Source organism: Delftia deserti, assembly GCF_042653485.1.
Taxonomy (GTDB): domain Bacteria; phylum Pseudomonadota; class Gammaproteobacteria; order Burkholderiales; family Burkholderiaceae_C; genus Comamonas; species Comamonas acidovorans.
This window is the reverse complement of the sequence record NZ_JBHSIH010000001.1, coordinates 4,025,977-4,039,746: the sequence shown is the minus strand read 5'-3', so window position 1 is coordinate 4,039,746 and position 13,770 is coordinate 4,025,977. Positions and strand designations below refer to the sequence as shown.

The 13,770-nt window shown below is 69.3% G+C and carries 13 protein-coding genes; 10 read left to right on the top strand and 3 right to left on the bottom strand.

Annotation, left to right across the window (positions count from 1 at the left end; translation table 11 throughout):
• The first annotated feature begins 62 nt into the window (after positions 1-62).
• From ACFPFG_RS19360 to ACFPFG_RS19345, 4 genes are read left to right on the top strand one after another with little or no spacing between them, the layout of a single operon-like run.
• Positions 63-872 (top strand): enoyl-CoA hydratase/isomerase family protein, encoded by an 810-nt coding sequence (locus ACFPFG_RS19360; protein WP_183021186.1) that lies wholly within the window; start codon positions 63-65, stop codon positions 870-872.
• Positions 869-2,176, top strand: a complete 1,308-nt coding sequence (locus ACFPFG_RS19355) for an acetyl-CoA hydrolase/transferase family protein (protein ID WP_380107861.1) — start codon at positions 869-871, stop codon at positions 2,174-2,176. Before ACFPFG_RS19360 ends, ACFPFG_RS19355 begins: the two co-directional genes overlap by 4 nt.
• 27 nt (positions 2,177-2,203) lie before the next feature.
• A complete protein-coding gene (locus ACFPFG_RS19350) occupies positions 2,204-3,412 on the top strand; it encodes an acetyl-CoA C-acetyltransferase (protein WP_312373555.1) in 1,209 nt (402 codons plus the stop codon).
• Positions 3,413-3,422: 10 nt separating this feature from the next.
• Positions 3,423-3,638, top strand: a complete 216-nt coding sequence (locus ACFPFG_RS19345) for a hypothetical protein (protein WP_052151677.1) — start codon at positions 3,423-3,425, stop codon at positions 3,636-3,638.
• Positions 3,639-3,649: 11 nt separating this feature from the next.
• On the opposite strand, the gene ACFPFG_RS19340 is transcribed toward ACFPFG_RS19345, so the two are convergent.
• From ACFPFG_RS19340 to ACFPFG_RS19330, 3 genes are read right to left on the bottom strand one after another with little or no spacing between them, the layout of a single operon-like run.
• On the bottom strand, positions 3,650-4,657 hold the full coding sequence (locus ACFPFG_RS19340; protein ID WP_312373552.1) for a Bug family tripartite tricarboxylate transporter substrate binding protein: 1,008 nt from the start codon (positions 4,655-4,657) through the stop codon (positions 3,650-3,652).
• Positions 4,654-5,673: an NADPH:quinone oxidoreductase family protein gene (locus tag ACFPFG_RS19335; RefSeq protein WP_380110299.1), complete on the bottom strand. Its 1,020-nt coding sequence runs from the start codon at positions 5,671-5,673 to the stop codon at positions 4,654-4,656. The genes ACFPFG_RS19340 and ACFPFG_RS19335 overlap by 4 nt, the downstream gene beginning before the upstream one ends.
• A gap of 56 nt (positions 5,674-5,729) precedes the next feature.
• Positions 5,730-6,953 (bottom strand): CaiB/BaiF CoA transferase family protein, encoded by a 1,224-nt coding sequence (locus ACFPFG_RS19330; RefSeq protein ID WP_380107859.1) that lies wholly within the window; start codon positions 6,951-6,953, stop codon positions 5,730-5,732.
• 99 nt (positions 6,954-7,052) lie between these two features.
• Here ACFPFG_RS19330 and ACFPFG_RS19325 point away from each other — a divergent pair, with 99 nt between their 5' ends.
• The 6 genes from ACFPFG_RS19325 to ACFPFG_RS19300 all read left to right on the top strand — a co-directional run bounded on the left by ACFPFG_RS19325 (position 7,053) and on the right by ACFPFG_RS19300 (position 13,719).
• Positions 7,053-8,048 carry a LysR family transcriptional regulator gene (locus ACFPFG_RS19325; protein ID WP_197954366.1) on the top strand — a complete coding sequence of 332 codons (996 nt, stop codon included), beginning with the start codon at positions 7,053-7,055 and terminating at the stop codon, positions 8,046-8,048.
• Between the two features lie 154 nt (positions 8,049-8,202).
• Positions 8,203-9,219, top strand: a complete 1,017-nt coding sequence (locus tag ACFPFG_RS19320) for a Bug family tripartite tricarboxylate transporter substrate binding protein (protein ID WP_197954365.1) — start codon at positions 8,203-8,205, stop codon at positions 9,217-9,219.
• A 176-nt stretch (positions 9,220-9,395) separates the two neighbouring features.
• Positions 9,396-10,904, top strand: coding sequence for a class I adenylate-forming enzyme family protein (locus tag ACFPFG_RS19315; protein WP_183021179.1), 1,509 nt, complete (start codon positions 9,396-9,398; stop codon positions 10,902-10,904).
• A 236-nt stretch (positions 10,905-11,140) separates the two neighbouring features.
• Positions 11,141-12,112, top strand: coding sequence for a tripartite tricarboxylate transporter substrate binding protein (locus ACFPFG_RS19310; protein ID WP_183021178.1), 972 nt, complete (start codon positions 11,141-11,143; stop codon positions 12,110-12,112).
• A 1-nt stretch (position 12,113) separates the two neighbouring features.
• Complete coding sequence (locus ACFPFG_RS19305) at positions 12,114-12,350, top strand: hypothetical protein (protein ID WP_232245689.1); 237 nt, start codon at positions 12,114-12,116, stop codon at positions 12,348-12,350.
• A complete protein-coding gene (locus ACFPFG_RS19300; RefSeq protein ID WP_183021176.1) occupies positions 12,334-13,719 on the top strand; it encodes an amidase in 1,386 nt (461 codons plus the stop codon). Before ACFPFG_RS19305 ends, ACFPFG_RS19300 begins: the two co-directional genes overlap by 17 nt.
• The last annotated feature ends 51 nt before the right edge of the window (positions 13,720-13,770 follow it).

The window sequence follows — 13,770 nt, the reverse complement described above, 5'->3', positions numbered from 1 at the left end:
GTGCGCATAGGAGCAAGCAAGACATTCCAGCTTTTGATCTCAAAGAATCCAACCTCGGCACCATGACTACATCACCTGAAACCTCCCCCGTATTGACCTCCGTCCAGGACGGCATAGGCACGATCACGCTGAACCGGCCCGAGGCCCGCAACGCGCTCAACCAGGCCATGCGCCCGGCCCTGGCCGCCGCCGTGGCGCAGATGCGCGATGACGCGCAGGTCCACACCGTCATCCTCACGGGCGCGGGCGGCGCCTTCTGCTCGGGCGGCGACATCAGCCAGATGATGGATGCCAGCCAGGCCGGCCTGCCCTGGCGCCAGCGCATGCGCAGCCTGCACCAGTGGTTTCCCGAGCTGGTCAATCTCGAAAAACCCGTGATCGCCGCCGTGGACGGCCCGGCCTTCGGTGCGGGCCTGAGCCTGGCGCTGGCCGCCGACTTCGTGCTGTGCACGCGGCGCGCGAAGTTCTGCGCCGTGTTCGGCCGCATCGGCCTGGTACCCGACCTGGGCGCCATGCACATGCTGCCGCGCATCGTGGGCCTGCAAAAGGCCAAGGAGCTGGTCTTCACCGCGCGCACCGTGCAGGCCGAGGAAGCCAGGTCGCTGGGCATGGTCTACGACATCGTGGAAGACGGCGAGGCCCTGCAGGCCGCCGCCGTGGCGCTGGCGCGGCGCTTCGGCGAGGCATCCACGGCCGCCATCGGCATGGCCAAGACGGCCATGAACCAGGCCTTCGAGCTGGACGCACGCGCCATGGCCGAGCTGGAAGCCTATGCCCAGACGATGTGCCGTGGCTCGGACTACCACCAGGAGGCGGTGCAGCGCTTCAAGGACAAACAGCCCACGCGCTTCGACTGGGACCGCGCGCCATGAGCGTGCTGTCGCCGGACGCCCTGCAAGAAAGGCTGCAGGCCCTGATCCGCCCCGGCGACACGCTGTGGTGGGGCCAGGCCACGGCCGAGCCGCTGACGCTCACGCGCGCCGTGGTCGCGCACCGCCATGCACTGGCGCGGCACGGTGGCCAGGGCCAGGGCCGGCTGCGCGTCTTCGTGGGCATGGGCGCATCGGACACGCTGCAACCGGCGCATGCCGACGCCATCGACTTCTTCGGCTACGCGGCCGGCGGCCCCCACCGCGCGCTGGCCCAGGCCGGCGTGCTGGACATCCTGCCCAGCCACTACTCCCACCTGCCCGGCCTGATCGACGAGGGCCTGCTGCCTGCCGACGTGGTGCTGCTCCAGGTCTCGCCACCCGATGCACAAGGCCGCTACAGCCTGGGCCTGGTCCATGAATACCTGCCGGCCGCCATACGCAAGGCACGCGTGCTGATCGGCGAAGTCAACCCCGCCATTCCGTGGACGCACGGCAGCCTGCACCTGCAGGCCGGCGACTTCGCCCTGCTGCTCGATGCCGAACACCCTCCGCTGGACCAGGCGCGCAGCGCGCCCGGCCCTGCCGAGCAGGCCATTGCCGGCCATGTGGCCGCCCTCATCGAAGACGGTGCCACGCTGCAGGTGGGCGTGGGCAACCTGCCCGAGGCCGTACTCGCCGCCCTGCACGGCCACCGCGACCTGGGCCTGCACAGCGGCGCCGTGGGCGACGGCATTGCAGCCCTGGCCGAAGCCGGCGTGCTGACCCACGCGCGCAAGAGCCAGGACCGCGGCGTGGGCATCGGCGGCATCCTCATGGGGGGCGAATCGCTCAGGCGCTGGGCCCACCGCAACCCTGCCCTGCAACTGCGCGAGACGCGCTACACGCACGACCCCGAGGTGCTGGCCGCCAGCCACCGGCTGGCCGCCATCAATTCGGCAGTGGAGGTGGACCTCACGGGCCAGATCAATTCCGAGGTGGCGGGTGGCGTCTACGTGGGCGCCGTGGGGGGCGCCGTGGACTTCCTGCGCGGCGCCGCGCGCAGCCGCGGCGGCCTGCCCATCATCGCCCTGCCCGCCACGGCCAGGGGCGCCACGCGCATCGTCGCGCGGCTGTCCGGCCCCGTCAGCACGCCGCGCAGCGATGCCGGACTCATCGTCACCGAACACGGCGTGGCCGACCTGCGCGGCCAGACGCTGTCGCGCCGCGTGAAACGGCTGATCGACATCGCGGCACCGGAGCACCGCGCCGACCTGGAACAACAGGCACATACCCTGCTGCGCCAATGCGGCGCAGCCTTTTCCTGATCCACTGATTCCCAAGGAGACAACACCATGCGCAGAGCCGCCATCGTCACCCCCCTTCGCACGCCCGTGGGCACCTTCGGCGGCAGCCTGCGGCCGGTATCGGTCGAGGAACTGGCCGCCACCACGGTGCGCGCCGTGGTCGAGAAAAGCGGCATCGACCCTGCACGCATCGACGACGTGGTCTTCGCCCAGTCCTATGCCAGCAGCGAGACGCCTTGCGTGGGCCGCTGGGCCGCGCTGCAGGCCGGACTGCCGGTGACGGTGCCGGGCATGCAGCTGGACCGGCGCTGCGGCGGCGGCCTGCAGGCCGTGGCCACGGCGGCCATGATGGTGCAAAGCGGCGCCGCCGACGTGGTGATCGCGGGCGGCGTGGAGAGCATGAGCAACATCGAGTACTACAGCACCGACATGCGCTGGGGCGCGCGCTCGGGCAATGTGCGCTTCTACGACCGGCTGGACCGCGGCCGCGAGCGCTCCCAGCCCGTGGAACGCTTCGGCAAGATCTCGGGAATGATCGAGACCGCCGAGAACCTGGCGCGCGACTGGGGCATCAGCCGCGAGGCAGCCGACGCCTATGCCGTGCGCAGCCACCAGCGCGCCGCCGCCGCCTGGGAGGCGGGCCGCTTCGCCGACGAGATCGTCCCCGTCAAGGTGCCCCAGCGCAAGGGCGACCCCGTGCTGTTCACGCGCGACGAAGGCTTTCGCGCCGACGCCACCATCGACAGCATGGGCAAGCTGCGCGTGCTCATGCCCAATGGAACGGTCACGGCCGGCAACGCCAGCCAGCAGAATGACGCCAGCGCCGCCTGCCTGATCGTGGCCGAGGACAGGCTGGCCGAGCTGGGCCTCACCCCCATGGCCACCCTGGTGGGCTGGGCCGCCGCAGGCTGCGAGCCCTCGCACATGGGCATAGGCCCCGTGCCCGCCGTCAAGAAGCTGCTGGCCCGCCTGAACCTCACGCTGGACCAGATGGACCTGGTCGAACTCAACGAAGCCTTTGCCTGCCAGGTGCTGTCCGTGCTCAAGGGCTGGGAGTGGAACGACCAGGGCGCCATAGACCACAAGCTCAACGTCAACGGCTCCGGCATCTCCCTGGGCCACCCCATAGGCGCCACCGGCGTGCGCATCCTGGCCACCCTGCTGCACGAGCTGGAGCGCCGCAAGGGCCGCTATGGGCTGGAGACCATGTGCATAGGCGGCGGCCAGGGGATCGCGGCGGTGTTCGAGCGGGTGTGAGGAACCAGTCATGTCGACACGTCCAGTGAATCTGAGCCAGCAGCAACATCGAATCGTTGAAGCTCAGACCCAAGCGACCAAGCTGGAAGCGCTACGGCAAGCGGCTATGCGGGGGTGGGCGGATGTCGCCTCGGGTCACTACATTGATGTGCCGGATGAAGACTTTGACCTCTTTATCGCGGATCTGGGAAGGCAGGCAGCCAGCCGAATCAAGGCTGGTGCCTGACGGCAGCCTCCTCAATCCGCCCGCGCCCCCGAGGCCTTCACGATCTCTTCCCACTTGCGGGCTTCGGCCTGGATGTAGCGCGCGAACTCGGCGGGCGTGGAGCCCACGGGCTCGGCGCCCAGGCGGCGGTATTGCGCGGCGATCTGGGGTTCGGCAAGCACGCGGCGGGACTCGGTCCACAGTTTCTGCACCACGTCCTGGGGCGTGTTCTTCGGTGCCCACAGCCCGTACCAGGTGCTGGTGCGAAAGCCGGGCATGCCGGCCTCTTCCATGGTGGGCACATCGGGCAGGGAGGGCGAACGCCGCTCCGAGGTGACGGCCAGCGCACGCAGCCGGCCCGAGGCGATGAAGGGCATGGCCGAGGGCATGGAGTCGAACATGAGCTGGATCTGCCCGCCCATCAGGTCGGTCAGGGCCGGCGAGCTGCCCTTGTAGGGCACATGCTGCATCTGCGCACCGGTCTTCAAGCGGAACAACTCGCCCGACAGGTGCTGGGACGACGCATTGCCGGCCGAGCCGAAGTTCACCTGCCCCGGATGGGCCTTGGCCCAGGCGGCCAGTTCCTGCACATTGCGCACCGGCAGGCTGCTGCCCACGACCAGCACCAGGGGCACATCGACCAGCTGCGTGACCGGCTCGAAATCGCGGAAGGCGTCATAGGGCGCGCTGGCATAGACGTAGGGATTGATGACGTGGATGGAGGCGTTGACCAGCAGCGTGTAGCCGTCGGCCGGCGCCTTGGCCACCAGGGCCGCGCCGACCATGCCGCTGGCGCCGGCCTTGTTGTCCACCACCAGCGGCTGGCCCAGCGCCTCGCCCAGCCGCGTGGTGACCACGCGCCCGACCACGTCGGTAGGCCCGCCCGGTGGATAGGGCACGACGACGCGGATGGGCGCCTTGGGATAGCCCTGGGCCCCGGCGGATGGCTGCGCGCCTGCCGTTCTCCATGCGGCCAGCGCCGCAGCGGCGCCCAGCAGGGTGCGGCGGGAAAGCGCGGGGCCTGTGCGTTGCGTTGTCATACCTTGTCTCCTTGAATGGCGAGTGCGAGCTTGCCGGTCACGTTGCGGCCGTGCAGCGCGTGCAGCGCAGCCGGCAGTTCATGCATGGCGAAGACCTGGCTGACCTGGGGATGGATGCATCCCCGGGCAGCCCAGTCGAGCAGCGTGGCAATGACGGGCTGCAGCTGCGCCGCGAAGGCCTGGCGCTCATCGGCCGGCGTCCAGCCGATGTAGCGGCCGTAGAAGAAGCCGTGCAGCGTGAGGTTCTTGACCAGGGCCAGGTTCATGGGCACGGCGGGAATGGCGCCGCTGGCGAAGCCCACGCTCAGCAGTTGCGCGTTCTGCGCAGCGGCGCGCAGCGCCTGCAGCAGCAGATCGCCGCCCACGGGGTCGAAGACGACGGAGGCGCCCCGGCCCTGGGTGGTCTGCTTGACCTGTGCGGCCAGGTCCTGCGGCGCCACGGCCTGGTGGGCCCCACGGCGCAGCGCATCGGCGCGCTTGGCCTCGGTGCTGGCGCAGGCAATGACCTGCACGCCGGGCGTCTGCCGGGCCACTTCCACCGCCGCGGCGCCCACGCCGGACCCGGCGCCCAGCACCAGCACCACATCGCCTTCCTGCAGGCGCGCGCGCCAGTGCAGGGCCGTGTAGGCCGTGCCGTAGGACAGGGGAATGGGCAGGGCCTGCAGCCAGGGCATACCCGCAGGCAGGCGGTAGACGGTGGACGCATCCACCACCGTTTCCTGCGCAAAGGCACCCCAGTCGGCAATGAAGGCCACGGCATCGCCGGGCTGCAGGTGCTGCACCGCGCTGCCGCATTCCAGCACGCGCCCCACGCCTTCGGTGCCGGGCACGAAGGGTAGCGGCGGGCGTCGCTGGTAGCGGCCCTCGATCAGCAGGCCCGTGGCGTGGCTGACGTTGGCGTAGGCCACGGCAATCCGCGCTTGGTACGCGCCCAGGGGCTGGCCGGGCCGGTCCATGGTCTGCAGGCTGACCACCTCGTGCGGCGCGCCGAATTGATGGCAGACCAGGGCCTGCATGGAGGTGTCCGGGGAGGTGTCCGGAGAGGTGGGTGTGAACGTGGATGTGGAAGTGCTCATGCCATGACCTCCTGCGCGCACTGGTGCACCACGCCGCTGGCCATCCATTGCTCCATCTCCTGCGGCGTGCAGCCGGCCTCGGCCAGGATCTGGCGCGTGTGCTCGCCCGTGCGCGGCGCGGCGCCAAGGGATGCACCGCAGGCTGCTGCGTCTGCCGGCCAGGGTGATGCCGCATACAGCAGCGGCCCGAACCCGGGCTGCGCCAGCGTGGCGAACGATGCGCGGTGCACGGCCTGGGGATGCGCCACCACGTCGGCCAGCGTGCGCACGCCCGCATGCAGGGCGCCCTGCGCCGCCAGGCGCTGCTCCCAGTGGGCGCGCGGCTGCTGCGCCAGCAAGGCCTGCAGCCCGGCATGCAGGACATGGCGGTGGGCCATGCGGCCCGCATTGGAGGCAAAGCGCGCGTCCTGCAGCCAATGGTGCAGGTCCAGCGCGCGGCACAGCCGCTCGAACTGGTCGTTGTTCAGGGCCAGCACGGTGATGAAGCCATCGGCCGTGGCGAACACGCCGTTGGGGGCGCTCACGCCTTCGGCGGGCAGGCCGCCGCGCAGCGTGTCTTCGGCCAGCACCGTGGATTGCAGGGCGCAGCAGACCTCGAACAGGTTCAGCTCCACATGGCGCCCGCGCCCGCTGCGCGCCTTGCCCAGCAGGGCCGCCGTGCAGGCCTGTGCGGCGTAGACGCCGGCTGCGATGTCGGCCAGCAGCAGACCCACGCGCCGGGGCTGGCCCTGCGCGTCGCGGTTGCTGGTCATCAAGCCCGTGTCGGCCTGCATGACGGAGTCGGTGGCGGGCCGGTCGGCATACGGCCCCGTGGGTCCGTAGCCGCTGATGGAGACGTACACCGGGTCCAGGCCGGCCGCGCGCAGGCTGTCGTAGTCCACGCCCATGCGCTGCACGACCTGGGGGCGGAAGTTCTGCACCACGATGTCGGACTCGCGCGCCAGCCGCAGCAGCAGCGCACGCCCCTGGTCCTGGCGCGCATCGACGGCAATGCTGCGCTTGCCCGCGTTGTAGGTGGCAGACAGGCTGCTGTGCCCGTTGCGCGAGATGCCCACGTGGCGCGCCCAGTCGCCTTCGGGCGGATCGACCTTGATCACCTCGGCGCCCTGGCGCGACAGCAGGTGGGTGCAGTAGGGGCCGGCCACGCCCTGGCTCAGATCGAGCACACGGTAGTGCGCCAGCGGCGCCGGCGGCGCGGTTTGCAAAGCTTCTTGGTTCACGGTCTGCGGCCTTTCGCCATGGTTTCCTCCATGCTAGGGAGGCAGGGCTGGCGCCACAATCCTCGCCAGCAGGCCAGGCCTGGTGACTCCCGATCAACAATGGCCGGACCCGGCCTCGCAAAGAATGCCGAGATGGACCTGAACCTGTGCCGCGTCTTCATCGACATCGCCGAGGCCAAGAGCCTCACGCGGGCGGCCGAGCGCGGCGGCATGACGCGCTCCAACGTCTCGCGCCGGCTGCGTGCGCTGGAGACCGAGATGGGCACGCAGCTGCTGCGCCGCACCACGCGCAACGTGGAACTGACCCAGGCCGGCCAGCTGCTGTACCGGCGCTGCCTGGCCATGATGGAGGAGCTGCAGCGCGCCCGCGATGCCATCCACCAGTTGCGTTCCACCGTGAGCGGCGAGGTGGGCGTGCGCGTGCCCACCGGCTTCGGGCATTTCTATCTCAAGCCGCTGATCCTGGGCTTTTGCCGCGAGCATCCCGACATCCGCCTGCGCCTGCTGATCAACGACCAGATGGCCGACCTCGTGGCCTCCAAGGTCGATCTGGCAGTGCAGATCACCTCCGCGCCGCTGGACGATCTGGTGGCCACGCGGCTGTGCGATGTGCACTGGAACTTCGTGGCCACGCCCGCCTGCCTGCAGGCGCTGGAGCAGTCGCTGGGCCGGCCCCTGCGCGCGCCTGCCGACCTGCTGCAGGCCCGCCTCATCCTGCCGCTGGCCATGGGCGGCAGGCTGGCCTGGCTGGCCGGCAGCGGCGACGATGGCGTCGCTGCTGCCCTCGATGTGCTGCCCTCGCTGCAATCGGGCGACTACCGCCTGCTGTACGACGCCGTGCTGGACGGCCTGGGCCTGGCCCTGCTGCCCGACTATGTGACCTCGGCCGCGCTGGCCGGCGGCACCCTGGTGGCCGTGCTGGACCAGGTGGTGTTCTCCGGCCTGGGCAATGCCATGTACCTGGTGCGCATGCCCGACCGCCAGCCCACCATGGCGGCCCGCGCCTTCCAGCAGTTCCTGCGCGAGGCCATCGTCACCGCCGCACCCAGCTGGCAGGCGGGCGCCGAGGAGGCGGGCGCGGACCTGTCTTCCTAGGACGTCCTAACAGCCGGCAAACCCCGGCTTAGGCAAAAGCAGATTCCCAAGAAGCGCCGGCGTGCGCACCATTGCCTGCATGTCCGGCGCAGACCGGGCGCGCCGCCGTGCAGGCCATGGCAGCGCTTCATTCATCTTTTGCAGGAGACAGCACATGCCCGCCCAACACCGCCGCAAGGCCCTGGCCACCCTGGCCCATGCCCCGCTTCTGGCGTCCCTGGCGACCGCCCTAGCCACCCTGAGCACCCTGACCGCCCTCCCCGCCGCCGCGCAGGACGCGCAACCCGTGCGCCTCATCGTGGGCTACTCGGCCGGTGGCCCCGTGGACCAGGGCGCCCGCCTGCTCAGCGTGGCGCTGACCAAGGAACTGGGCGCCTCGGTGGTGGTGGAGAACAAGCCCGGCGCCAATGCCACCATGGCCGGCAGCGAGGTCGTGCGCGCCAGGCCCGATGGGCTGACGCTGTGGTTCGCGGCCAGCCCCACCATCACCATCAGCCCCAACGTGATGAGCAAGATGTCCTTCGACCCGGCCCGTGACCTCACGCCCGTGGCGCCCGTGCTCAGCTACTACAACGTGCTGGTGGTCAACAACAACGAGCCCTACAGGACCACGGCCGAGCTCGTGGCCTATGCCAAGGCCCATCCGCAAAAGCTCAACTACGGCTCGGCCGGCGTGGGCGGCTCCAACCACCTGGGCGCGCTGCTGTTCGCGCGGCGCAGCGGCATCGAGATGAACCACATTCCCTACAAGGGCAACGCACCGGCCATGACCGACGTGATCGGCGGCCAGCTGAGCATGATGCTGGACATCATCAGCACCGCCAGCACCTACATCCACAGCGGCAAGGTACGGGCCATCGCCGTCACCTCGCCGCAGCGCAATGCCTCCCTGCCCGACGTGCCCACCTTCGCGGAGTCCGGCATCGAAGGCCTCAAGGGCTTCGACGTGGGCGGCTGGTATGGCGTCTACGGGCCCAAGGGCATGTCGCCCGAACTCGTCGCCAGGCTCAACAAGTCCATCAACGCCGCCCTGGCACAGCCCGAGCTGCGCAAGCGCTTCAAGGAACTGGGCTACGAGGAGTGGACGGGATCGCCCCAGAAGCTGGCCGAGCGTGGCGGCAAGGAGCGTGCGATGTGGGCCACGGTGACGCAGGGGATCGTGGTGGACTAGCGGAAGCACCCCCTGAGGCGCTTCGCGCCTTTCCCCTCTCTTCGGAGGGGGACGACCCCCTCGCTGCGGCGGGCGGCGCGGCGCGGCCGGCGCAGGCCCTTGCTCGGCGTCCCTCGCATTGGGCCACGCCGGTTTTTGAGGGCCTTTGGCGAAGCAGGCCCTCATGGATCATCGAAATGAATCAACGAATACACCATCTTCTGGACCGCTGGCTGGCCGAGGCGCCGCAGCGGCCTTTCATCCATCTGCCGGATGGCGGCAGCCTGAGCTTCGCCGACATCGGCGTGCTGACGGACACGGCCGAGGCCGAGTTGCGCGCGCTCGACGTACGGCCTGGCGACCGCGTGCTCGTCGTGGCCGAGAACTGCCCCGAGCATGCGGCACTGATCCTGGCCTGCAGCCGGGTCGGAGCCTGGTCCTGCGGCGTGAATGCGCGCATGGCGCCTGGCGAGATCGATGCGTTCGCGGACAAGGCCGATGCACGCATCGTCTACTTCACCGCGGCGGCCTCGGACAGCGCCGGTGCCCATGCGCGGCGTTTTGCCGCGCGCGACTCGGCCCTGGCCGGCATGCAGCACAGCCCCGTGCGCGCGCAGGCCGTGGCCGAGGCGGGTGTGCTGCAAGGCGAAGTGGCGGCGCTGATCTTCACCTCGGGCACCACGGGAACGCCCAAGGGGGTGATGGTGGGGCATGACGCGCTGGCGCATTTCGCGCGCGTCTCGGCCGCATCGCGCGCCCTGGGGCCCGGGGACCGCAGCTATGCCTTCGTGCCCATGACCCACATCTTCGGCCTGGGCACGGTGCTGCTGGCTTCGCTGCATGCAGGCGCGCAGATGGTGATGCGCCCGCAATTCGATCCTGCCGACCTGCTGGACGCGTTGGCGCGCCACGGCATCTCCCAGCTGCAGGGCCCGCCCGCTCTCTATGCACGGCTGCTGGCCTACCTGCAGGAACAGGGCATTTCCCGACCCGAGGCGCCCGCGCTGCGCTATGTCTACACGGGTGCGGGCCCGCTGGACCTGACGCTCAAGAAGCGTGTGGAACAGGTGTTCGGCCAAGCCCTGCACCACGGCTACGGCCTGTCGGAGTACGCGGGTTCGGTACACCTGACGCGCATGGGCGAGCAGCGCCCCGATACCAGCGCCGGCTATGTCGTCGAAGGCGCCGAGGTTCAGGCCGTCGATGCGGCCACGGGCCAGCCCCTGCCCACCGGCCAGCGCGGGGAGCTGTGGATACGTGGACGCGGCCTGATGCAGGGCTACTTCCGCGACGCCGAGGCCACGGCGGCCGTGATGCGCGAAGGCGGCTGGTACGCCAGCGGCGACCTCGGCGAGTTCCAGGCCGATGGCGCGCTGTTCGTGGTCGGGCGGCTCAAGGAGATGATCATCCGATCGGGCTTCAACGTCTATCCGGCCGAGGTGGAGCGGGCCCTCAACGAGTTGCCCGGAATTCAGCGCAGTGCCGTGGTCGGCCGTGCCGAGCGCGACGGCAACGAGGAGGTCATCGCCTTCGTGGAGCTGAGCCCCGGCGCCGCGCTCGATGCCAAGGCAGCGCACGGCCACCTGCGCGAGCGGCTCGCACCCTACAAGCTGCCCGCCCACATCGTGGCCATGCCCGAGCTGCCCACCAGCCCCAACGGCAAGGTCCTCAAGCGCCTGCTGCAGGAACGGGCCCGGCATCTCTGATGCGCGCCCGCGGCCCTCGGGCGGCTCGCAGGCGGGCCGGCGGGATTGTCAATTTTTATACAAAACTATCGTATTGAAACAATCAATAGCTGAATAAAATTTCTGAATTGGACGCCCAAATCGCCGCTGGCTACAGTTCGATATCACTGTCTTGACAAGCATCAATTGCCGAAACGGCAAGACTTGCATGCCACGGACAGGCTTTCGTTCATAGCGACCAACCGTCCCTTTCACCCATGAAAAAACTGGTCCGGCTCCTCTGGAGCGGTGTGCTGCTCTGTGCGGCGGGCATCAGCCACGCTGCATGGCCCGACAAGCCGATCACCCTGGTCGTTCCCTTTCCTCCCGGCGGCGGCACGGACGTGGTGGGGCGCATCCTCGCCAAGGAACTGGGCAGCCGCCTGGGCGTGAGCGTTGTCGTGGAAAACCGGCCGGGTGCGGCCGGCAACATCGGCAGCAACCATGTCGCGAAATCCAGCCCCAATGGCTATACGCTGCTGATCGGCACCACGGCCCAGAGCATTTCCGCGGCGCTCTACCGGCGGTCAAGGTATGACTTCGTCAATGACCTGGAGGCCATCTCCACCATCAACGACGGCCCGCTGGTCCTGATCAGCCGGCCCGGCCTGAAGGTGTCTTCCGTCAAGGACCTGATCGACCTGGCGCGGAGCAGCCCAGGCAAGCTCTCCTATGCCACTCCGGGCTATGGCACCTCGGCCCACATGGCGGCCGAAGTCCTGAGCCTGGCCACCGGCATCAGGATGCTGCATGTCCCCTACCAGGGAGCTGCGCCGGTGCTCACCGACCTGATGGGAGGCCAGGTGGACATCACCTTCGACCTGCTGACCACCGCCAGGAGCTATGTGCAGGAAGGCAAGGTCAACCGCATCGGCGTGACCACGCGCGAGCGCTCGCCCCTGGTGCCCGACTGGCAGACCCTCAGCGAGCAAGGTCCCGAGAGCCTGCGCGACTTCAATGAAACCGCCTGGAACGTGCTCATGGCTCCCAAGGGCACGCCCACCGCCATCCTGCAAAAGCTCAATGCGCAGATGAAACAGATCCTGTCGGACGACAAGGTCCGGCAAAAATTCATGGACCTCGGCAGCCTTCCCCTCTGGAAGGACATGGCCGGCTCCAGGGCCTTCGTGATCGATGACGTCAACAAGTGGAGAAAAATCGTCCATGACGCAGGCATCGACAAGATCTGACATGCGTGCCGCCGCCAGGAAAGCTTCCTCCCCGGACCTGCTGCACCTGCAGGAGCTGCTGTCCGCATTCGGCCGGCATGGCCTGCATGTGCCCTTCGAGCGCCTGGAGCCGATCCTGCAGGAGTACCAATTGCTCAAGGAGCACCGCAGCCTCGTCAACGAGGTGGCCCACCAGCACGGGCCTTCGCACATCCAGACCATGATGGGCCGACCCACGCGACATGAACGCCAGTCCTGAACTCTCGATACGGCAGATGGCCGGCATGCTGCGGGCAGGAAAGGCCACATCGGAGACACTGACCCGTGCGGCCCTGGGACGCATCCGCGCCATGGACATAGACATCCATGCCTTCACCAACCTCGATGCCAGTGGCGCGATGGACTCGGCACGCGTCGCCGACGCGGCGCGCGCCGAGTGCGCCGACCTGCCGCTGCTGCATGGCATCCCGGTCGCCATCAAGGACGTCTACGATGTCGCGGGCCTGCCCACGACCTGCCACTCCTGGCTGAGCCTGGACTATGTGCCTGAGGAGGACGCCACCACCGTGCAGCGCCTGCGCCAGGCCGGCGCGGTCATCCTGGGCAAGCTGGCAACGCACGAGTTCGCCCTGGACGGCCCCGACTTCGACCTGCCCTTTCCCCCGGCCCGCAACCCCTGGAATCTGGCGCATATTCCCGGCGGCTCCTCGTCAGGGTCGGGTGCCGCGATCGCGGCCGGCTTCACGCGCCTGACGCTGGGCACCTGCACGGGAGGGTCCATCCGCATCCCGGCGGCCTGGTGCGGCGCCGTGGGGCTCAAGCCCACCTACGGCCGTGTGTCCAAGCACGGTGTGTTCCCGCTGGCCTGGACACTGGACCATTGCGGCCCGCTGACCCGCAGCGTGGAAGATGCGGCCATCGCGCTGCAGGTGCTGTCGGGATACGACCCCCTGGATCCCTCCAGCGCCGATGAACCCGTGGACGACTATGTCCGCGATCTGGACAAGGGCGTCTCGGGTCTGACCATCGGCATCCCCCAGGACTTCCTGCAGTCCTCGCCGCAGGCCTCGCCCGCCTTTCTTGCTGCCTTCGACCGCATCGCGGCGGTGCTGGCCGACGCAGGGGCAGGCATCGTCCATCCGGGCCTGCCCGGCAGCGAGGAGTTTCGGGCGACCGGGCACGTCATCCTCAGCGCCGAGAGCTTTGCCATCCACGCGCAAGACCTGCGCTCGCGCCCGCTGGACTTCAGCGCGCTGACGGCGGCCCGCCTGCTGCTGGGCGCCACGGTGACTTCGGAGGACTACCTGAACGCCCTGCGCGTGCGGCGCATGCTGGCGGCACGCGTCGATGCCGCGCTCTCGCGCTGCGATGTGCTGCTCACCCCCGTGACCCTGGACACGGCACCGCGTTTCGAATCGCCATCGCGCGTCCACTCCTTGCCGGTCCAGTCCTGTGCCTTCAACGTGACAGGCCATCCCGCGATCAGCGTGCCGGCAGGCCTTTCGCCCCAGGGCCTGCCCCTGGCCGTGCAGGTGGTGGGCCGCTACTTCGACGAGGCGCGCATCCTGCAGGTGGCTCGTGCCATCGAGCGGTTGAGCGGCTGGGAAAACCAGTTGCTGCCGGACTGATCGCCGCCATGCAATGCACCGGCGCCCCGCACCGCATGGGACAAGGTGCAG

Excerpts from the sequence above, each read along its gene's own strand:
- ACFPFG_RS19350 (WP_312373555.1), top strand. The coding sequence starts at position 2,204 with ATGCGCAGAGCCGCCATCGTCACCCCCCTTCGCACGCCCGTGGGCACC.
- ACFPFG_RS19355 (WP_380107861.1), top strand. The coding sequence starts at position 869 with ATGAGCGTGCTGTCGCCGGACGCCCTGCAAGAAAGGCTGCAGGCCCTG.
- ACFPFG_RS19320 (WP_197954365.1), top strand. The coding sequence starts at position 8,203 with ATGCCCGCCCAACACCGCCGCAAGGCCCTGGCCACCCTGGCCCATGCC.
- ACFPFG_RS19300 (WP_183021176.1), top strand. The coding sequence starts at position 12,334 with ATGAACGCCAGTCCTGAACTCTCGATACGGCAGATGGCCGGCATGCTG.
- ACFPFG_RS19345 (WP_052151677.1), top strand. The coding sequence starts at position 3,423 with ATGTCGACACGTCCAGTGAATCTGAGCCAGCAGCAACATCGAATCGTT.
- ACFPFG_RS19310 (WP_183021178.1), top strand. The coding sequence starts at position 11,141 with ATGAAAAAACTGGTCCGGCTCCTCTGGAGCGGTGTGCTGCTCTGTGCG.
- ACFPFG_RS19305 (WP_232245689.1), top strand. The coding sequence starts at position 12,114 with ATGCGTGCCGCCGCCAGGAAAGCTTCCTCCCCGGACCTGCTGCACCTG.
- ACFPFG_RS19340 (WP_312373552.1), bottom strand. The coding sequence starts at position 4,657 with ATGACAACGCAACGCACAGGCCCCGCGCTTTCCCGCCGCACCCTGCTG.
- ACFPFG_RS19335 (WP_380110299.1), bottom strand. The coding sequence starts at position 5,673 with ATGCAGGCCCTGGTCTGCCATCAATTCGGCGCGCCGCACGAGGTGGTC.
- ACFPFG_RS19315 (WP_183021179.1), top strand. The coding sequence starts at position 9,396 with ATGAATCAACGAATACACCATCTTCTGGACCGCTGGCTGGCCGAGGCG.
- ACFPFG_RS19360 (WP_183021186.1), top strand. The coding sequence starts at position 63 with ATGACTACATCACCTGAAACCTCCCCCGTATTGACCTCCGTCCAGGAC.
- ACFPFG_RS19325 (WP_197954366.1), top strand. The coding sequence starts at position 7,053 with ATGGCCGGACCCGGCCTCGCAAAGAATGCCGAGATGGACCTGAACCTG.